16 protein-coding genes and 1 pseudogene are annotated in these 18,825 nt (G+C 69.8%); 12 read left to right on the top strand and 5 right to left on the bottom strand.

Annotated elements, in window-relative coordinates:
• The first annotated feature begins 226 nt into the window (after window positions 1-226).
• Window positions 227-1,897, top strand: coding sequence for a carboxylesterase/lipase family protein (locus ACFY1L_RS54650; protein WP_388843058.1), 1,671 nt, complete (start codon window positions 227-229; stop codon window positions 1,895-1,897).
• Window positions 1,898-1,940: 43 nt separating this feature from the next.
• Here ACFY1L_RS54650 and ACFY1L_RS54645 read toward each other — a convergent pair whose 3' ends face one another.
• Both ACFY1L_RS54645 and ACFY1L_RS54640 read right to left on the bottom strand, forming a co-directional pair.
• On the bottom strand, window positions 1,941-3,347 hold the full coding sequence (locus ACFY1L_RS54645) for a sulfatase-like hydrolase/transferase (protein ID WP_388843057.1): 1,407 nt from the start codon (window positions 3,345-3,347) through the stop codon (window positions 1,941-1,943).
• The gene (locus ACFY1L_RS54640) at window positions 3,335-3,556 is read right to left on the bottom strand and encodes a hypothetical protein (RefSeq protein ID WP_388843056.1); all 222 of its coding nucleotides are present in this window, start codon (window positions 3,554-3,556) and stop codon (window positions 3,335-3,337) included. The genes ACFY1L_RS54645 and ACFY1L_RS54640 overlap by 13 nt, the downstream gene beginning before the upstream one ends.
• A gap of 104 nt (window positions 3,557-3,660) precedes the next feature.
• Here ACFY1L_RS54640 and ACFY1L_RS54635 point away from each other — a divergent pair, with 104 nt between their 5' ends.
• From ACFY1L_RS54635 to ACFY1L_RS54595, 9 genes are all read left to right on the top strand, one after another.
• The gene (locus tag ACFY1L_RS54635) at window positions 3,661-3,915 is read left to right on the top strand and encodes an SUMF1/EgtB/PvdO family nonheme iron enzyme (protein WP_388843055.1); all 255 of its coding nucleotides are present in this window, start codon (window positions 3,661-3,663) and stop codon (window positions 3,913-3,915) included.
• A 28-nt stretch (window positions 3,916-3,943) separates the two neighbouring features.
• On the top strand, window positions 3,944-4,675 hold the full coding sequence (locus ACFY1L_RS54630) for a formylglycine-generating enzyme family protein (protein ID WP_388843075.1): 732 nt from the start codon (window positions 3,944-3,946) through the stop codon (window positions 4,673-4,675).
• Window positions 4,672-5,475 (top strand): coniferyl-alcohol dehydrogenase, encoded by an 804-nt coding sequence (locus ACFY1L_RS54625; RefSeq protein WP_388843054.1) that lies wholly within the window; start codon window positions 4,672-4,674, stop codon window positions 5,473-5,475. Before ACFY1L_RS54630 ends, ACFY1L_RS54625 begins: the two co-directional genes overlap by 4 nt.
• A gap of 309 nt (window positions 5,476-5,784) precedes the next feature.
• Entirely contained in the window at window positions 5,785-6,831 is a 1,047-nt protein-coding gene (locus ACFY1L_RS54620; protein WP_388843053.1) for a PDR/VanB family oxidoreductase, read from the top strand.
• 21 nt (window positions 6,832-6,852) lie between these two features.
• Window positions 6,853-8,073 (top strand): cytochrome P450, encoded by a 1,221-nt coding sequence (locus ACFY1L_RS54615; RefSeq protein ID WP_388843074.1) that lies wholly within the window; start codon window positions 6,853-6,855, stop codon window positions 8,071-8,073.
• A gap of 71 nt (window positions 8,074-8,144) precedes the next feature.
• Window positions 8,145-9,644, top strand: a complete 1,500-nt coding sequence (locus tag ACFY1L_RS54610) for an aldehyde dehydrogenase family protein (protein WP_388843052.1) — start codon at window positions 8,145-8,147, stop codon at window positions 9,642-9,644.
• 42 nt (window positions 9,645-9,686) lie between these two features.
• A complete protein-coding gene (gene speB, locus ACFY1L_RS54605) occupies window positions 9,687-10,700 on the top strand; it encodes an agmatinase (RefSeq protein WP_388843051.1) in 1,014 nt (337 codons plus the stop codon).
• Window positions 10,701-10,776: 76 nt separating this feature from the next.
• Entirely contained in the window at window positions 10,777-12,132 is a 1,356-nt protein-coding gene (gene gabT / locus ACFY1L_RS54600; protein WP_388843050.1) for a 4-aminobutyrate--2-oxoglutarate transaminase, read from the top strand.
• A 75-nt stretch (window positions 12,133-12,207) separates the two neighbouring features.
• Window positions 12,208-13,680, top strand: a complete 1,473-nt coding sequence (locus tag ACFY1L_RS54595; RefSeq protein ID WP_388843049.1) for an APC family permease — start codon at window positions 12,208-12,210, stop codon at window positions 13,678-13,680.
• Between the two features lie 124 nt (window positions 13,681-13,804).
• Here the strand turns inward: ACFY1L_RS54595 and ACFY1L_RS54590 are convergent, their stop codons facing one another.
• On the bottom strand, window positions 13,805-14,803 hold the full coding sequence (locus ACFY1L_RS54590) for an Lrp/AsnC family transcriptional regulator (protein ID WP_388843048.1): 999 nt from the start codon (window positions 14,801-14,803) through the stop codon (window positions 13,805-13,807).
• Window positions 14,804-16,018: 1,215 nt separating this feature from the next.
• Here ACFY1L_RS54590 and ACFY1L_RS54585 point away from each other — a divergent pair.
• Window positions 16,019-16,738, top strand: a pseudogene (locus ACFY1L_RS54585) (sugar phosphate isomerase/epimerase family protein); the annotation flags it as partial.
• Window positions 16,739-16,880: 142 nt separating this feature from the next.
• On the opposite strand, the gene ACFY1L_RS54580 reads toward ACFY1L_RS54585, so the two are convergent.
• On the bottom strand, window positions 16,881-17,093 hold the full coding sequence (locus tag ACFY1L_RS54580) for a ferredoxin (protein ID WP_388843047.1): 213 nt from the start codon (window positions 17,091-17,093) through the stop codon (window positions 16,881-16,883).
• A 32-nt stretch (window positions 17,094-17,125) separates the two neighbouring features.
• A complete protein-coding gene (locus tag ACFY1L_RS54575) occupies window positions 17,126-18,316 on the bottom strand; it encodes a cytochrome P450 (RefSeq protein WP_388843046.1) in 1,191 nt (396 codons plus the stop codon).
• 282 nt (window positions 18,317-18,598) lie between these two features.
• Between ACFY1L_RS54575 and ACFY1L_RS54570 the strand changes: the two genes are divergently transcribed.
• Window positions 18,599-18,825, top strand: a 227-nt coding sequence (locus tag ACFY1L_RS54570) for a TetR/AcrR family transcriptional regulator (RefSeq protein WP_388843045.1), incomplete at its 3' end; no start/stop codon positions are given.

Genomic DNA, 18,825 nt, shown 5'->3' with positions numbered 1-18,825 from the left:
TGCTTGGCCTTGTGGTGAACGCGGGAACCCTACGGCACGGCGGGTCGATTCGGAGCAGCACACCCGGGTGACACACAGGACTCGTGACTTTCGTGTCCCGCCGGTGCCCGGTGCCCCTCGGCCGAGCAACGCCGACACGGCCCCCACCGAGGTCGCCCCTCTCATATGTCCCTCTCCCCGCCGTCCAGTTCACCGTTCCCGATCGCAGAGTCAGGAGCTGGGAACCATGCCCGGAACGAGAACCTCCAGCAGAGCCGCCGTGGCATGGGCCGCGGCGGGCGTACTCGGCCTGGGACTGCTGTCCCCGGTCGCCGCGGACGCCCTGAGCGCGCGAGCCGACACGACCGCCGCGCACCCGTCCTCCCTCGTGGTGCGGACGGACGCGGGCCAGGTCCGCGGAGACAGCCGGGACGGCTACGACGAGTGGCTCGGCATCTCGTACGCCGCCGATCCCTCCGGCGCCAACCGATGGAAGCCCCCGCAACCGGTGGCCAGGTGGTCCGGCGTGCGCAACGCCACCGCGTTCGCCAACCGGTGTGCGCAGAACAGCGGTTGGGACCCCGGCTACGAGAAGACCATCACCAGCGAGGACTGCCTCGCCCTCAACGTGTACGTGCCCGACGACGCCAGGAACAACGCCCCCGTCGTGGTCTGGATCCACGGCGGCGGCAACACCGGAGGCGCGGGCCAGGACACGAATCCGCGCAAGTTCGTCGAGCAGACCGGCGCGATCGTCGTCACCGTCAACTACCGCCTCGGCGCCCTCGGCTTCCTCAACCTGCCCGCACTGCAGACCGAGAGCCGGAACGGACCCGGCAACTACGGCCTGCTCGACCAACAGGCTGCCCTGCGCTGGGTGCAACGCAACATCGCGCGATTCGGCGGAAACGCGAAGAACGTGACGATCGCCGGGCAGTCCGCCGGCGGCAGTGCGGTCTGCGACGAGCTCGCCTCGCCCACCGCCAAGGGCCTGTTCACCCACGCCGTCATCGTCAGCGGGGGCTGCAACCTCCAGTCCGCGGCCACGGCGCAGACGCAGAGCGCCGCGTTCGTGAAGACCGTCGGCTGCGGCACCGCCGCCGACGTCCTCGCCTGCCTGCGCGCCAAGCCGGCCGCCGAACTCCTGACCGCACAGAAGACAGCCGGGGTCTCCCCCTCCGTCGGCGGAGCCGCCTTCCCGGTGAACCCGGCGAACGCGGTGCAGAGTGGGAACATCAATCGCGTCCCGGTGATGCTCGGTCAGACCAACAGTGAGCGTGGCCTCTTCACCTTCCAGAACTACGACTACCTCGGCACCCCCATGACCGCCGCGCAGTACGGGCAACAGGTGCGCGCCACGTACGGGACCAATGCCGACAAGGTGCTCGCGGAGTATCCGCTCGGCGCCTACCGGACTCCGGGCGAGGCATGGACCGCCGTCCAGAACGGTTCCACCTCGTACACGCGCCAGCAGCTCTTCACATCGCTGTCCAAGTGGGTGCCCACCTACGCCTACGAGTTCGCCGAGAGCGATACCCCGCACTTCACCTCCATCCACCTCCTCCAGCAGAAGACCCAGACGGCCCGCGACTTCCCCTTCGGAGGCGCGATCCACGTCGACGACCTCGGCTACATCTGGGACTACCTGGGCCAGAGCCTGCCGTACGACGACGACCAGCTGGAGCTGTCCCACCAGATGATCACCTTCTGGGGCCGGTTCGCGGCAACCGGTGCTCCCAACGGCCCAGGTACGCCGACCTGGCCGACCTACGACCCGAAGACCGGCGCTCTGATGTCCCTCAAGGCCTGCGACACCGATCCGGCGAGCCACGACGCCCCAGCAGCCTGTTCCAAGGTCAGCACCGGCTTCGCCGCCGAGCACGATCTCGCCTTCTGGGCGGGCCTGCCGACGACCTGACCTCGACCGTGTGAGCACCTGCCGGCTCTTCGCCGGCAGGTGCTCACACGGTGTCAAGCGCGGCCCACTCCGCTGCGATGGCGTGCAGTTTGTCGACGGAGATCCGGGCGACCGGCAGCGCCGCCAGGCCGATCAGCGAGATGATGTCCATGAACTGGAGGTTCTCGGAGTCGGTGACGCCGGGGATGTGACGGGCCAGGATGGCGGCGGCCGGGTCGCCGGTCAGGACGTGAACGGGAGTCCGGACCGACAGCCGGCTCTCGGCGAAGTCCTCGACCGGCGGCACCGGCCGCAACGCGGCCTGGGCACGCTCCCGTTGGGCGCGTACCAACAGATGCTCCCCGATCACCGGGCCGCTTCGGGGCAGGCCGAGGCGTTCGTACTGGTCGACCGGGGCGTCGGTGGCACGGAGAAGCTCCACGAGCAGGGTGGACATGCGCAGTTCGACGGCATCGTCCACCAAGGGCTCGGTCTGCTCCGGATCAGTGTCGAGAGCGAACAGGAGGGTGCCGTACGCGCCCGGGTTGATCATCGATCGGCCCGGGACGCGGAGTGTGGGCACGCCCTTCGTGAAGGCGAACGGTTCGGCGAGCGTCGCGCCCGCCAGTTCGGCGGAGGTGAAGCGGCCCCGCATCCGGGTCGGCATCAGGGTGTGCTCGTACAGCGGGCCGTTGGTGTCGTCGGCGCAGGCGCGCGTGTGGACGTGGCGGCCGTCTGTGACGTTTACGCGGCCGCCGTCGATGCCGAACAGGCCTGCCGTGCGGACCGAGGTGTCGTCGGCGAGGACGCCTCGCAGCGATCTGCCCTGCATGTCGGCTGGGATCGGCACGCCGAAGTAGTCCAGCAGGGTGGGGGCGAGGTCCATGATCCGCACGAGGCTCCGGCGTCGCTCACCGGCGGAGCCCTCGCGCGGGTCCCAGACGAACAGGGGCAGGTGGACCAGCTCGTTGCACCAGGGCAGCACTCCCTTGCCCCACCAGTTCTTCTCGCCCAGCAGCAGCCCGTGGTCGGTGTTGACGATGAGCAACGTGTCGTCCCACAGGTCCAGTTCGTCCATCAGGTCCAGGACCCGGCCCAGCGAGTGGTCGCACATCGACAGCAGGGCGGCGTACTCGTAGCGGGCGTGGGCGACCTCGTCCGGGGCCTCGGCCGCGCGCTTGTGGTCGGGCCAGTCGAAGTGCAGGCCGTCGTGGTCGTGCGGGCAGAGGCCCGCGAAGCGCTGATGGGAGACGAACGGGTCGTGCGGGTCGAAGGTCTCCACCTGGACGAACCACCGGTCGTCGCCGGCGTTGGTGCGGATGAAGTCGCGTCCGGCATCGAAGGTCAGCGTCTGCGGATGCCGGTCCTCGGTGGACATGTGCTGTCGGTTGATCCAGTCCTGGCGGTAGACGGGCCGCCGCACCTCCTTCAGGTCCGGCTTCGAGTCGTCGAACGGCTTCAGCGGTCCCACGAGCGGTGCAGGAAGTTGTGGCGGCCGGTGTGCAGTTCGCGGCAGGCGGGCATGCACGGCATCGATCCGGCGGAGGCGTTGTCGAGGACGGCCGTGCGTTCGGCGAGCGAAGTTCGGGGCGCGCGCCCAGTCGGCCCCGTACGGCGTTGTGCGAGGCGTACGTCGGGGATGTGCGGGGCGTGCTTCCAGAAAGACGTAACGCACCGCATGCCTTCGCCCTGTTGCTCGCCCGGCCGGCCCTCGGGTCCGGCCGTCGACTCCCCCCTCCGCTGCCGCACCGCCGTCCCGCGCCGGTCCTCTGCCGGAGACCGCGGTGCCGCTGCCCGGGGGCACGTTCCTGATGGGCAGCGAGGACGACGATGTGAACCCCGGGGACGGTGAGGGTCCGGTGCGCGAGGTCGACGTGGACGCGTTCACGATCGACGCGCACTGTGTGACCAACGAGCGGTTCGCGGCCTTCGTGGCGGCGACCGGGCACCGGACCGACGCCGAGCGCTTCGGGTGGTCGTACGTCTTCGCGAAGTTCCTGCCGGGCGCGCCGCGGCGGGAGCGCACGCCCTGGTGGTGAGGGGTGTAAGGGGCGCACAGGGCGGCGCCTGAGTGACCGGACAGCGGCCTGGACGGGCACGGCGGCCATCCGGTGGTGCATCTGTCCTGGGCCGACGCCGTGGCCCTTCTGCCGTTGGGAGGGGTCGCGGCTGCCGACCGAGGCGGAGTGGGAGTACGCGACCCGCGGCGGACTGGAGCAGAAGCTCTACCCGTGGGGCGACGAACTGACCCCCGACGGGGAGCACCGCTGCAACATCTGGCAGGGCCACTTCCCCTTCAAGAACACCGCCGAGGACGGCTATGTGGGGACGGCTCCGGTCAGCGCGTACCGGCCCAGCGGGTACGGGCTGTACAACGTGGCCGGGAATGTGTGGGAGTGGTGCGCCGACGGGTGGTCCACCGACCATCCGGAGTCGAGGCCCGGTACGCCGCGCATCAACCCCGCGGGCCCTCCCGAGGGCCCCGCCCGGGTCATGCGCGGCGGCTCCTACCTGTGCCACGACTCCTACTGCAACCGCTACCGCGTGGCCGCCCGCGCCGCCGACACCCCCACAGCTTCGGTGGCAACACCGGCTTCCGCGTGGTCTGGGACCTGCCTGCGTGACCACGGCCAGACAGTCACGCGAACTGCACTGAAACGGCGCCACCGCATCAGCAGATGCAACTCAAGCGCCCCTAAGTTCTATTTTTTGAAATTTTCCCTTGTCCCGGCGCAACCTCCGTGTCATCGTGAGGGCACCCGAAGTTGTCGCGACGTGTTCGAAGGGAACCGAAGATGACCAGGTCTCGTACCGTCGTGGTCACTGGTGGGGCGTCAGGGATCGGCAGCGCCGTGGTCCGGCGCTTCGCGGCACACGGGGACGAGGTCCTCGTGCTCGACCGCAAGCCGGGCGACACCGCCGCGCGGTACATCGAGACCGACCTCAACGACTGTTCCTCGATCGACGCCGCGGTCGAAGAGCTGCGTCAACCGGTGGACGTGCTGTGCAACGTCGCGGGAGTGTCCGGCGCCGCACCCGTCCCGCTGGTCCTGGGGGTCAACTTCTTCGGGCTCCGGCATCTGACGGAGCGGCTCGTGCCCCGTATGAACGCCGGGGGTGCCGTGGTCAGTGTGGCGTCCACGGCGGGCTGGTACTGGCGTGACCACCTCGACGAGGTGAGGCGGCTCGTGCGGGCCCCGGACTTCGAGACCGGCGTGAAGACCGGCGCGGAAGTCCTGGCCAACGGCAAGGACGCCTACACACGCAGCAAAGAGGCCCTCGTCGTCTGGACCTCGTACGCGGCGCAGCGCTACCGGGGGCATGTGCGTCTCAACACAGTGAGTCCGGGGCCGGTGGAGACCCCGCTGCTACCGGAGTTCTACGACTCGATGGGTCACGAGGAGCTCGATCCGCTGACCGAACTGGCGGGGGGTCGCAACGCGCGTCCGGAGGAGATCGCCTCGGTCGTCGACTTCCTCGCAGGGCCCGAGTCCGGCTGGATCAACGGCACCGACGTCGTCGTCGACGCGGGCGCGGAGATGGCGTTCGAGCTGGGGCAGTCCTCGCCGGTCGGACCGGTTCGGCACGGCGGTGGGTGAGGAGACACGATGACATCCCGTGGGTTCACCACGATGGAGCGCCTGCCGCACACCCACGTGCTGATCCACCTCGGGTGTGCTCGGAAGCCGCGGCTCAGGTCACCGCGTCCGTCGACTCCTCGCACCGGTGGGGAACCCATCGGCAGCCCTGGCGGGACGCGGTTCTCCACATCAGCGGCGACGGGCGTCCTGGACACCCTTGACGTCTTCTGAGGTCGCCCCGGTGGGTTCAGTCCCCGGAGCGTCGACCGACTCGCGCATCCCGGCCGGAGCGCCAAGAGGTTCACGAAAGAGAGTGAGGCACGGGTCATGAGCACCCAGTCAGCAGGAGCAGGCACCGTCACGGCGGCAGCGGCCTCCCCCACCGAGGGGACCACCCCGGCCGGGGAGCGGCAGGTCGCGATCACCCGACGTCGTCCCGTGGCGGCGGGAATCGTGGAGCTGACCCTTGCCGCCCACCCTGCCGAGGGCCCCCTTGAGGACTGGGAGCCGGGCGCCCACATCGACCTCGTCCTGCCCTCGGGCACCATCCGGCAGTACTCCCTGTGCGGGCACCCGGAGCGACCCTCGGAGTATGTGATCGCCGTACTCCGCGAGCCGGAGGGGCGCGGCGGGTCGGCGGAAGCGCACGACCGGCTGCCCGAAGGCACGACGGTCACCGTCCGCGGACCCCGCAACCACTTCCGGCTGGCCGGGGCCGAGCGCTACCTCTTCCTCGCCGGCGGCATCGGGATCACGCCGATCCTGGCGATGATCCGCGAGGCCGTGGCGACCGGTACGCCCTGGACGCTGATCTACGGCGGCCGGACCCGGTCGTCGATGGCCTACACCGAAGAACTCGTCGAGCTGGCCGCGCTCTCCCACGGCGACGTGGTGATGGTGCCGCAGGACGAGCTGGGGCACCCCGACTTCGCCACCGCCTTCCGCGCTGCTCCCCGGGGGACCGCCGTGTACGCGTGCGGCCCCGAGCCGATGCTGCTGGCCTCCGAGGCACTCAGCGCGGAACTGCTGCCCGTCGGCACGCTGCATCTGGAGCGGTTCGGTGCGAAGACGCAGACCGACGAGCCGACCTCCTCCGACCAGACCGACACCGAGTTCAAGGTGGAGCTGGCCCGCTCGGGCCGCACCCTGACCGTCCCCGCCGACCGACGCCTCATCGACGTCGTACGGGAGATCGTGCCGCAGGTCCCCTTCTCCTGCGAGGAGGGCTACTGCGGCTCCTGCGAGACCGGCGTGCTGGACGGGCTTCCCGACCACCGCGACCAGGTCCTCACCGACGAAGAACGGGACGGCAACGAGACGATGATGATCTGCGTCGGCCGCTGTCTGTCCCGAAAACTGACCCTCGACCTCTGACCACTGGAACAGGCCGTGCCCATGGAAGACATCGCCCAGACCGACAACCCGGCCCTGCCGGAGTTCTGGCTGCGCAAGGACCCCGAGTCGGCGTTCGCGGACATGCGACGCGAGAAGGCCGTGCACTGGCACGACGAGCCGAAGTCCGCCTGGTTCCCCGACGGTGGCCGCGGGTTCTGGTCGGTCGTGCGCTACGAGGACGTGGTCGAGGTCAGCCGCGACCAGGAGACCTTCACCTCCGAGTACGGCACCGAGATCGTCGACATGACACCGGAGATGGTCCACATCTTCGGCGGCATGCTCAACATGAGCGGCACCGCGCACGCCCACCACCGGGCCATCGTCAACCGGGTCCTGACCCCGCGGTCGGTCGAGGCCCTCGGCGACACCATCCGCGACCACGCCCGGCGCTGCATCGACCGGGTGGCCGCGCAGGGGAGTTGCGACTTCATGCAGGACATCGTCGGTGACTTCCCCGCGCAGATCATCTGCGAACTGCTGGGCGTCCCGGTCGACGACCGCGCCCGTCTCGTCAGCCTCACCGGGGTCGCGCTGTCCGCCTACGGCACCGCCGAGGCGTACCAGGCGATGCTGGAGATCATCGCCTACGCCGAGCAACTGACCGCGCGGGCCCGGGAGCAGGTGTCCGACTCGGCCTCCTTCCTGCGCAAGCTGCTGACCGCGCAGGTCGACGGGGAGCGGATGAGCGACCACGAGATCGCCGTCTTCTTCGCCCTGCTGGTCACCGCCGGCATCGAGACCACCGCGACCAGCATCGGCCAGGGCATGTACGCCCTCTCGTTGTATCCCGAGCAACGGCGCCGCTGGCAGGACGACTTCCAGCGGCTGGCGCCGCGCGCGGTCGAGGAGATCGTCCGCTGGGTGAGCCCGGTGCGGCACTTCCGGCGTACCGCCACCCGGGACACGGAGATCGCCGGCCAGCCGATCGCCAAGGGCGACAAGGTGGTGCTGTGGTACAGCTCCGCCAACCGGGACGAGAGCGCCGTCGAGAGAGCATGGGAGCTGGACTTCGCCCGCGCCGAGGACCGGCATGTGGCGTTCGGCGGCGGTGGCCCGCACTTCTGCCTGGGCGCGGTGCTGGCCCGCAAGGAGATGACGGTCTTCTTCGAGGAGCTGTTCGCCCGGCTGCCCGACATCGAGGTCAGCGGCGAGCCCGAGCGGCTGCACTCCAACTTCGTCAACGGCCTGGCGGCCCTCCCGGTGAGGTACACCCCGGCATGACGACCTCGGGATCAAGAGGGTCTACGGCTCCGGAAGGAGCCTCGGCGCCCACGCCCAGAAACGAGCACCTCATGACCGCACAGCTCGCCCCGGAGATACGCGACCTCCTGCTGCCCGGCACCCTGGCCTGGCTCGACAAGCCGCCTCTCGCTCCCTTCATCGACGGCACCTGGCGTCCGGCCCGTTCGGAGGACCGTATCGACGTGGTCGACCCGGGCACCGGGCTGACCGTCACCTCCTATACGGCGTCCTCGGCCGACGACGTCGCCGACGCGGTGGCCGCCGCCCGGGCCGCGTTCGACGACGGCCGGTGGAGCGAACTGGACGCGGAGGTGCGGGAGGAGAAGCTCCGCCACCTCGCCGACCTCCTGGAGGCCGACGCCGGGACCGTCGCGCAGCTGGAGGTGCTGGACACCGGCAAGCCGCTGGCGGAGGCGCGCCTGGACATCGACGAGGCGACGGCCGTACTGCGCTACTACGCGGGCTGGGCCACCAAGGCCGAGGGCTCGGTCATCCCCGCACCCCGCCGGTTCCTCGCGACGGGAACCCGGGAACCGATCGGCGTGTGCGCGGCCATCACCCCGTGGAACTACCCGCTGCCGATCCTGATGTACAAGCTGGCGCCCGCGCTGGCCTTCGGCAACACCTTCGTCGCCAAGCCGTCGGAGCAGACCGTGCTGTCGACGGCGTACCTCGCGCAGTTGTGCGCGACGGCCGGCATCCCGGACGGCGTCGTCAACGTCGTTCCCGGCGCCGGTGCCACCGGCGCCGCCCTGACGGCCACCCCCGGCGTCGACAAGATCGCGTTCACCGGATCGACCCGCACCGGGCAGGCGGTGATGCGCGCCGCCGCCGGCACGCTCACCAAGGTGAGTCTCGAACTCGGCGGCAAGAGCCCGCAGTTGGTCTTCGCCGACGCCGACCTGGACGCCGCGATCGACGGGGTGATGGACGGCATCTGGACCAACGCCGGACAGGTGTGCGTCGCCGGCAGCCGCCTGATCGTCGATCGCCGCATCCAGGACGAGTTCGTCGCCGAGCTGGTCGACCGCACCCGTCGGCGGACCCTGGGGCACGGCCTGGCCCCCGCGACCACCCTCGGCCCGCTCATCTCGGCCGCGCAGCGCGACCGTGTCACCGCGCTGGTCGAGCAGGCGGCGGCGGAAGGCGCCCACATCCGGACGACCTGCGAACTCCCCGAAGGCGACGGCTACTTCGTCGCTCCGACGGTCGTCACCGGGGCCCGCCCGGGCCAGACCGTCGAACGGGAGGAGATCTTCGGACCGGTCCTGACCGTCCTGCCCTTCGACGACGAGAACGAGGCCGTCGGCCTGGCCAACGGCTCCGCCTACGGCCTGGCTTCGGCAGTGTGGAGCACGAACGCCTCCCGGGTGCACCGCGTCTCCCGCCGCCTGCGGGCCGGGACCGTGTGGGTCAACACCTACGGCGTCTTCCACCCCACCCTGCCCTTCGGCGGCGTGAAGGCGTCCGGGTTCGGCCGCGAGCTGGGATCGGCCGCGGTCGAGCACTACACCGAGCTCAAGACCACGGTGATCGACCTGTCGTCGTAACCCTCTCCTTCCTCGGCAACGAGCCCAGCGAAAGGCACCCTCATGGACAGCCCCCTGCCTCCCCAGCCCCGGGTCCGCCTGGACCAGGTCGTCGGCCAGGTCGACTTCACCCAGGTCCCCCGCTTCGCCGGGCCCACCACCTTCGCCTCCCTGCCCCGCCCGCACGAGACCGGCGATCTCGACGTCGCGGTCGTCGGCGTCCCCTTCGACGCCGGCGTCAGCTACCGTCCCGGTGCCCGCTTCGGTCCCCAGCACATCCGTATCGCCTCCCGCCTGCTGCGCCCCTACAACCCCGAGGCCGACGCCTGGCCCTTCCTCGGCCAGCAGGTCGTCGACCTCGGCGACATCACCGCCCACCCGTACGACATCCCGGCCGCCGTCGACTCCATCGAGCACAGCGCCCGCGGTGTCCTGGAACGGGCCGGAAAGCTGCTCGTCCTCGGCGGCGACCACACCATCGCCCTGCCGGTGCTGCGCGCCCTGCACGCTTTGCACGGGCCGATCTCGGTGCTGCACTTCGACGCGCACCTCGACACCTGGGACACCTACTTCAACAGCCCCTACCTGCACGGCACCCCCTTCCGCCGGGCGAGCGAGGAAGGGCTGCTGGACCTCGAAGGATGCATGCACGTCGGCATCCGCGGCGGCCTCTACGGCCCCGGCGACATGGACCACGACCGTGCGCTCGGCTTCGCGCCCGTGCGCTGCGAGGAGATCCAGGACATCGGCGTGCGCGGCACGGTCGAGCGCATGCACGCCCGGCTCGGTGACCGCCCCGTGTACGTGTCCATCGACATCGACGTCCTCGACCCCGCGTTCGCACCCGGCACCGGGACCCCGGAGTCCGGCGGCCTCACCTCCCGGGAGCTGCTCATGATGCTGCGCGCCACCAGCGGCCTGAACGTGGTCGGCGCGGACATCGTCGAAGTCGCCCCCGCCTACGACCACGCCGAGATCACCGGCATCGCCGCGGCCCACGTCGGCTACGAACTGCTGTCCGCGTGGGCACCGAAGCTCGATCCGGCACGGGCGCCGGGCAGCACCCGCGGTGCGTGACAGCACCGGCGCGCCCGCCTCGGGCGTCGCCTTCCCCTCTGCCATCCCTCATCCGTGCCCTTCTCAGGAGCCCCCGATGAACGCACTGCCCGAAGGTCCGGCCCTTCCCCAGGATCGCCTGGTCCGCACCGCGATCCCCGGCCCTCGCTCGCAGGAGTTGATGGCGCGCAAGAAGAACGTCGTCGCGGACGGCGTCGCCACCACCTGGCCCGTGTTCGCCGCCCGCGCGGGCGGCGGCATCATCGAGGACGTCGACGGCAACCGGCTGATCGACCTCGGCTCCGGCCTCGGCGTCACGGTCGTCGGCAACGCCGCCGAAGCGGTGGTGCGACGCCTGTCCGCCCAGGCGGCACGCTTCACCCACACCGCCTTCAGCGTCACTCCCTACGAGGGGTACGTGGAGGTCTGCGAGGCCCTCGCCGAGCTCACCCCGGGTGACCACGCCAAGAAGTCGGCGCTGTTCAACAGCGGTGCCGAGGCCGTCGAGAACGCGGTGAAGATCGCCCGCGTGCACACCGGGCGGCAGGCCGTCGTCGTCTTCGACCACGGCTACCACGGCCGGACCAACCTCACGATGGCGATGACGGCGAAGAACATGCCCTTCAAGCAGGGCTTCGGACCGTTCGCGCCCGAGGTGTACCGCGTGCCGGTCGCGTACGGCTACCGCTGGCCGACCGGCCCGGACAACGCCGGTGCGGAGGCCGCCGCGCAGGCCGTCGACCAGATCACCAAGCAGGTCGGCCCGGAGAACGTGGCCGCGATCGTCGTCGAGCCGCTGCTCGGCGAGGGCGGCATCATCGAACCGGCCAAGGGCTTCCTGCCCGCGATCCGCCGGTTCGCCTCCGAACACGGGATCGTCTTCGTCGCCGACGAGATCCAGTCCGGTTTCTGCCGTACCGGCCAGTGGTTCGCGTGCGAGGACGAGGGCGTCGTACCGGATCTGATCGCCACGGCCAAGGGCATCGCGGGAGGTCTGCCGCTCGCCGCCGTCACGGGCCGCGCCGAGATCATGGACGCCGCCCACGCGGGCGGCATCGGCGGCACCTACGGCGGCAACCCGGTCGCGTGCGCGGCGGCGCTCGGCGCGATCGAGACGATGAGGGAACTCGACCTCAACGCCCGGGCCAGGGCGATCGAAGCCCTGGTGAAGCCCCGCCTCACGGCGATGCGGGACAGGTTCGACATCGTCGGCGACGTCCGGGGCCGCGGCGCCATGCTCGCCGTCGAGGTGGTCAAGGACGGTGCGTCCAAGGAGCCGAACCCGCAGGCGGCCGCCGCCCTCGCGAAGGCATGCCACCAGAAGGGCGTCCTGGTCCTGGTGACCGGCACCTACGGCAACGTGATCCGCTTCCTGCCCCCGCTCGTCATCAGTGACGAACTCCTCGCCGAGGGCCTCGACGTGCTCCACGAGGCCCTGGAAGGCCACAAGTAGGCCCCTGCGTGTACAGACCCTGTGGAGGTTCACGATGTACAGACCAGGCATGACACCGTCCCTGCGGGGGACACCATGACCACCGAACGCCTCAAGGCGCCGGAGGCCACGGCGGGCGAACTCAAGCGGGAGTTCACCCTGCGCAGCGCCTTCACGATCGCCTTCGTCTTCATCTCCCCAATCGTCGCGCTCTACGGAGTGTTCGCGCTCGTCCTGACCTCCGCGGGACCGGTCGGCTGGTGGGCCTTCCTGATCGTCCTCGTGGGCCAGCTCTTCGTGTCCGGGGTCTTCGCCCAGCTCGCCTCAAAGTGGCCCTTCGAGGGCAGCGTGTACCAGTGGTCACGCCGACTGGCGGGAGAGCACTACGGCTGGTTCGCCGGCTGGGCCTACATGTGGTCCCTCATCGTCGCCGTGGCGGGCGGCGCGTACTACGTGGCCACCTTCCTGCCGATCGTCCTGGGCATCCAGCCGTTCGGCAGCACCACCAAGGTCCTGGTCGCGATCGCGGTGGCGGCCCTGGTGACCGCCCTCAACGCGGCCGGACCCCGGGCCGTCAAGGCGTTCGCCGTGCTCAGCCTGACCGCCGAGGTCGTCGGCAGCATCGTGCTCGGCACCATCCTGTTGGCAGGGCACCGCAACCAGCCCCTCAGCACCATCTTCGACACCGCCGGAACGGGCGGCGGGGACGGCGGCAACTGGCTGTGGATGGGCCTGTTCGCGGCCGTCGGCTTCGTCGGCTGGGCGTTCGTGGGCTTCGAGAGCGCCGGCGCCATCGCCGAAGAGGTCGTCGACGCCGAACGGAACGTCCCCAAGGCCATCGTCGCCTCCCTGGTGGCCATCGGCGCCGTCGTGCTCTTCTCCGGCCTGGCCCTCATCCTCGCCATCCCGGACATGCGGGCCGTGGTGACCGGTGCCGTCCTCGACCCCACCGCGGACACGGCGCAGGCCGCCTTGGGCAACAGCGTCACCAAACCCCTGTTCGTCCTGATCGTGATCGGCTTCCTCGCCAGCATGATGGCCGCGCAGACCAGTGCCTCCCGGATCATCTGGTCCTTCGCGCGCGACGACGTCCTGCCCGCCTCGGGCAGGTTGTCCAGGCTCGCCGGGCGACACCAGTACCCGTTGGCGGCCGTCGTGGCGGCCGGTGTGATCTCCATGATCGTTCTGTGCGCGGGCTTCTCCGCGAAGTTCTACAGCACGCTCGTGAGCTTCTCGACCGGCGGCTTCTTCTTCGCCTTCGCGATGCCGGTGCTGGCGGTCCTCGTGCACCGGATGCGCGGGCGGTGGACACCGGGCCGCGTGACCCTGGGGCGGTGGGGCTACCCCGTCACGGTCGTGGCGGCGCTCTGGCTCGTCTTCGAACTGGTCAACATCGTCTGGCCCAGGTCCCCGCAGCTGCCGTGGTACCAGAACTACGCCGTACTCCTGGCCATGGCCCTTGTGGCGCTCCTCGGCCTCGCCCTGTGGCTGCGGGTCCGGGACAGGATCGCGCGCCTCGCCGAGCCACCTGCCGGGACTCCGACGGCGCCGGCCGTCGACCGGTCATGAGCCGCTCGGGCTTATCGATGCGAGGAGATGCCCGGGGTTGGGGGCGCCGCCTGTGACAGGTGGCGCCCCCAACGCTGTATGAGCCGAGCGGGCGGGACGGGCGCCGGGCGCGCCTAGAGTTCGTCTAAAGGGCCGTCCACGTATAGGGCAGCTTGTGGATGTCGATGTAGCTGAACGTCTCCGTCGACACGACCCCTTCGATGCCGCGCAGCACCGTCCCCGTCAGGCGGTACAGATCCGCCCGGCTCGCGCAGTTCACCTCCAGCAGCAGGTCGTACGGCCCGGTGGTGGCGGCCACGATCTCCACCTCGTCGAGGTCCGCCAACCGCCGTACCACGTCCGGGATGGGCCCCTGCACCCGCATGCCCACGCCGGCCTGCACGCGCTGCCCGAACAGCAACTGGTTGGTGATCGTCACGATCCTCACCACGCCGCGTTCCAGGAGCCGCAGCACACGGCGCCGGGCGCTCGCGTACGGCACGCCCGAGTGTTCGGCGAGCTGCTTGAAACTCGCCCGGCCGTCCTGCTGAAGCACCGAGATCAGCGCACGGTCGGAGTCGTCGACGTCCTCCCACGCGCTCGCGTGCGCCGGATCACCGGGGTGTCCGCCGCCCACGAGAAGCTGCTGAGAGCCTTCCATCGCGTACTTCTCGACCGAGAGGTACTGCATCACCAGGCACTTGGCGACCCCGGGGACGGTGCGGACGGTCTCGTCGAGCACCCGCAGCAGTTCGCGGTCGTCCCGGCACACCAGCTCGGCGATGATGTCGAACATGCCGGTCGTCTGTACGACAAGGTCGGCCGCGGGCAGGTCCGCCAGCGCGCGGGCCACGGGGAGAGCCGGTCCGCTGACGGTGATACCGACCAGCGCGAAGCTCTCCAGGCCGACGGTGGCCGGCGACACGCTGCCGACCACCTTGATGACGTCGTCGGCAATCAGCCGCTTCAGACGCTCGCGCGCCGCGTCGCCCGACAGGTCCACCCGTGCACCGAGCTCGACATAGCCGGCTCGTCCGTCCCTCATGAGAAGCCTGACGAGTTGCTCGTCGACAGGGTCGAGCGTCCCCTCGGCAGCTCCATTGCCCTGCGGCAACTGACCTTCGCCGCGGCTTGGCGCCCCCATTGCGGCCCCTCTCGATATCACAGCTGTTTGACATCACATCCTAGCGCCGAGACGCGGGAAATTTGCAGATTCGATGCGTGGGCGAGGATTGATGACACCACAGAGGTGACCACAGGCCGGACCCGTTCCTCGAAGTGTCATGCCGGGGCTCCAGCCGATGCCGATATTGCCCCTACCGATGGCCGCGAGCGCGTGCCCGTGCACCACTGTGTGCAGGCGCGACCATCGCCGCGGGCGCCACGTATGCCGTCGCAGGAGCACAGGTCGTCAGCGTCCTCCACCCCAGCCTCTGCCCTGGTGGCGGTGGGTCTTCATGGTGGGCCAGCGATCGAGCCCGCCGTAGTGAACTGCGGTGCCCGGTCGAACACCTCGATGGTGAGCTCCTTGACACGGATCGGAGTTGGGTGCGGATCCTTTCGAGGGACAGCTGTGCTGGGAAGACGCTGTTTGACGTGCGGGCGGTGCCGTCGTACTCCTACCGTGGCGAAGTGGGGGTCGGGCGCGATGGTGTCGTTGCCGGAAGACTCCAGGTGCGGGAGGCCGCGGCTCGACAGCGAGTGGAAGACCTCCAGGCCGAGGCCGCCGAGTTGGCCGTCCGGCTGGAGAAAGCCCGGGAGGACCTGTCGCGGTTGGAGATCATGCGGGAGACCGTCGCGCAGGTGCTGGCGGAGTTGTCGGTCGCGGAGGAAACGCCGGACGCACACGATGCACCGGAGCACAGGGAAGCGCCGGCGCCTCACGGCATCTGGGTGATGGTTTGCAAGCCAAGCAGATCATGCCGCCGATCGGGCTGGAGGTCACCACGGCGAAGATCGTGGGGACGCGGGGGAAGCTGAAGCGTCTGGTGGAACGGGGCTGACCGGACGAGGACGCTCCGGGCCTGTGCACCCTCGCCCGCCATGACGGGGACGCCGACCACGTCAACTCCCGTTGGCCGAGGGGCTCTTCTCCGTAGCCCTTGGAATCCCGGTGGTGACGCCCGTTCCGGACGGAAAATGGGATGTGGCCGCTGCCCGGTGACGTCGTATCGAATGTGATCTTCGAGGTCGCTCCGTGGCCGAACGCAGGAGCCTGCCGACGGGTGCTTCAGCGTTGCTTCGAGCACGAGGATCAGAGTTCTTCATCAGCCCTGTGGTTGCACGGGCAGCGGTCCGCTTCCCGTGAGGAGGGGATGCAGGGTGCTGGCAGAGGTCCAGGACGATCGTGCGCCCCTCCACGTGGGGCGACGGCGACCCCGAGGGTGTGCGGCAGCGCGCCGCCGAGGACATGAAGCGGGCCGCGAGGGTGGCCCGGAAGCTCGGTGTGGACACCGTGGTGGGGTTCACGGGATCGAAGATCTGGCCCTACGTCGCGATGTTCCCGCCCGTCCCGGCATCGGTCATCGACGAAGGCTACGAGGACTTCGCCCGGCGCTGGAATCCGATCCTCGACGTCTTCGACGCCGAGGGAGTGCGGTTCGCGCACGAGGTGCACCCCGGTGAGATCGCCTACGACTACTGGTCGAGCGTGCGTGCGCTGGAGGCGATCGGGCACCGCGAGGCGTTCGGCTTCAACTGGGACCCCTCACACATGATGTGGCAGAACATCGACCCGGTCGGATTCATCTGGGACTTCCAGAACCGCATCTACCACGTCGACTGCAAGGACACCCGGCTGCGCCCCCACAACGGGCGCGCCGGAGTGCTCGGCTCCCACCTGCCGTGGGGCGACCCGCGCCGCGGCTGGGACTTCGTCTCCACCGGACACGGCGACGTGCCGTGGGAGGACGCTTTCCGGGCCCTGGCATCGATCGGCTACGACGGCCCTGTCTCCATCGAGTGGGAAGACGCGGGAATGGACCGGCTGCACGGTGCCGCCCAGGCTGTCGAATACGTCCGCGCCCTGCTGTGGAAGCCGCCCGGGACGTCCTTCGACGCCGCCTTCTCCAACCAATGAACCCTGGTGGTCAGTTCCTTGTGCGGACGGCATGGGAACCCGCAGCCCGGTTCAGCCGGTACTGAACCGCTCCGGGGCTGATGGATGCCTCCACCGGTCCCGGAGCGGTTCACTCGGCGAGCGGTCGCCCGCTGAGGGCGGGTTACGCTCCGTCGCCCTCGGCCCATTGCAGGGCCTGGGCGGGGCAGACGGCGATGGCGTCGGAGACCGCGCCCACCTGGTCGGCGGGTACGTCTCCTGCCTCCGTCAGGACGCGGACGAGGCCGGTGCCCGCGTCGATGTCGAACACCGAGGGTGCCACGTTGGCGCACATTCCGGCGCCGACGCAGTTCGCGGTTTCAGCGGCGATCTTCATGGTGGTTCCCCAACCTGGTCGGTGACGGCGTCTCAGACGGCGTCGGCGATGACGGGCAGCGACTTCATCGGGCTCAGGTAGGGGGCCTGGGCCGCCGCGTCGGGGTCGGCGTGGCGCAGGCGGCTGTAGCGGGTCGCGGTGGCCCGCAGCAGTTCCTCCATCTCCATCACGGAGAACATCCGGCCCAGGCAGAAGTGCCGGCCGACCGACCAGTTGAGGGCGCCGGGCACATCCTTGCGGGTGATGTCGAAGCGGTCCGGGTCCTGGAAGGTCCGCGGATCGCGGTTGGCCGAGCCGACCAGCGCGAAGATCGGCTCGCCCGCGCTCACCGGAACGCCGCGCACCTCGGTGTCGGTCAGCGCGATGCGGAAGATCCAGGGGGTGCCCGACCGCCAGCGGGACGCTTCGCGCACCGCGCCGGGAATCAGGGACATGTCCGAGCGCAGCAGTTCCCACTGGTCGGGGTTCTCGATGAACGCCCACATCATCAGGCCGGCCAGGGTCTGGGTGGTGTCCACACTCGCGGCGAGCAGGGTCACCACCGCGTTGTGGACCTCTTCGGCGTCCAGCTTGCCCGCGTCCTGCTGGGCGAGCAGGTGGGCGACCAGGTTGTCGCCCTCGGCCGCTCCGGGACGGGCGAGCAGGGCCTCGACCCAGGCGTCCTCCTCCTGGTAGGCCTGGCGGACCGCCTCCTCCTTCTCGGGGTCCATGGAGAACACCGCGACCGTCTCCTCGGAGATACGCCCGATGAAGTCGCTCTCACTCTCGTCCACGCCGAGGAGCAGGGCGAACAGCTTCGAGGGGATGTGTTTGATCACCTCGTCCGCCAGGTCGAACCCCTCCGGCCGCTCGGCCTTGTCGAGCAGCTCGTCGATCATCCGGCGGACCTGACCGCGCACCGCCTCCACCCGGGCGGGGACGAAGAACGACCCCATCGCCATGCGAAGGCGCACATGACGCTCCCCCTCGGCGTTGTTGACGCTCTCGCTCGCCACCTTCACCGGACGCTCGTCGGTCACGCCCGAGGCCAGGAACAGCTCCGGGAGCCCGCAGCCGAGGTTCGTGTCACGCAGCACCGCGGCACACGCCTCGTAGGTCAGGACTTCGAGGCCGCGGGGCGAGCGCACGACCTCGGTCCCGGGCGGGACGAGCCCCAGCGGAGCCCACGGCTCCTCCAGAAGCAGTTCGGTGGTGAGGTTCACTTCGGGTACGGAAATGGCCATCAGGACAACCTCGTGGGTGGGGCCGCCGCAATACGGCGGACAACGGGGAGCGGCCGCGGAATCTCCATCCGCGACAACGGTATGAAGGCAAAGACGTCAGCTCGGCGGAAGCGTCGCGGAAGCGAAGACCTCCGTTAACATGACACTGTCATTTAAACGCATCGAGTGTCGCGGGGCAAGCCGTGAGCGCGTCCGGCTGCCGGGCCGAACCCGCACCGACCGATCGGTACGGGCGGAGCAGTAAGCTCCGCCTAAGAAGGATCACTGACAAGGGGAGTTGGCTTGCCGAAGATCGTCGACCGCGACGCACGCAAGGTCGAACTGGCTCAGGCCGTATGGACCGTCGTGGCACGCGACGGCGTCGAGGGCGCGTCGGTCAGGGCGGTGGCCGCCGAGGCCGGCTGGACCCGCGGGGTGATCGCCCACTACTTCAAGGACCACGACGACCTGCTGCTCTTCGCCTACCGACTCGCCCTCCAACGGGAGTCGGAGTTCATCCCCACACCGCA

The sequence above is a fragment of the Streptomyces sp. NPDC001663 genome (assembly GCF_042893105.1).
Lineage (GTDB): Bacteria > Actinomycetota > Actinomycetes > Streptomycetales > Streptomycetaceae > Streptomyces.
This window is presented reverse-complemented; position numbering and strand designations above follow the sequence as displayed.

Bases quoted from the DNA above. Each gene is read 5' to 3' on its own strand.
- ACFY1L_RS54650 (WP_388843058.1), top strand. From the start codon at position 227: ATGCCCGGAACGAGAACCTCCAGCAGAGCCGCCGTGGCATGGGCCGCG.
- ACFY1L_RS54640 (WP_388843056.1), bottom strand. From the start codon at position 3,556: ATGCGGTGCGTTACGTCTTTCTGGAAGCACGCCCCGCACATCCCCGAC.
- ACFY1L_RS54625 (WP_388843054.1), top strand. From the start codon at position 4,672: ATGACCAGGTCTCGTACCGTCGTGGTCACTGGTGGGGCGTCAGGGATC.
- ACFY1L_RS54620 (WP_388843053.1), top strand. From the start codon at position 5,785: ATGAGCACCCAGTCAGCAGGAGCAGGCACCGTCACGGCGGCAGCGGCC.
- ACFY1L_RS54615 (WP_388843074.1), top strand. From the start codon at position 6,853: ATGGAAGACATCGCCCAGACCGACAACCCGGCCCTGCCGGAGTTCTGG.
- ACFY1L_RS54610 (WP_388843052.1), top strand. From the start codon at position 8,145: ATGACCGCACAGCTCGCCCCGGAGATACGCGACCTCCTGCTGCCCGGC.
- speB (WP_388843051.1), top strand. From the start codon at position 9,687: ATGGACAGCCCCCTGCCTCCCCAGCCCCGGGTCCGCCTGGACCAGGTC.
- gabT (WP_388843050.1), top strand. From the start codon at position 10,777: ATGAACGCACTGCCCGAAGGTCCGGCCCTTCCCCAGGATCGCCTGGTC.
- ACFY1L_RS54595 (WP_388843049.1), top strand. From the start codon at position 12,208: ATGACCACCGAACGCCTCAAGGCGCCGGAGGCCACGGCGGGCGAACTC.
- ACFY1L_RS54590 (WP_388843048.1), bottom strand. From the start codon at position 14,803: ATGGGGGCGCCAAGCCGCGGCGAAGGTCAGTTGCCGCAGGGCAATGGA.
- ACFY1L_RS54580 (WP_388843047.1), bottom strand. From the start codon at position 17,093: ATGAAGATCGCCGCTGAAACCGCGAACTGCGTCGGCGCCGGAATGTGC.
- ACFY1L_RS54575 (WP_388843046.1), bottom strand. From the start codon at position 18,316: ATGGCCATTTCCGTACCCGAAGTGAACCTCACCACCGAACTGCTTCTG.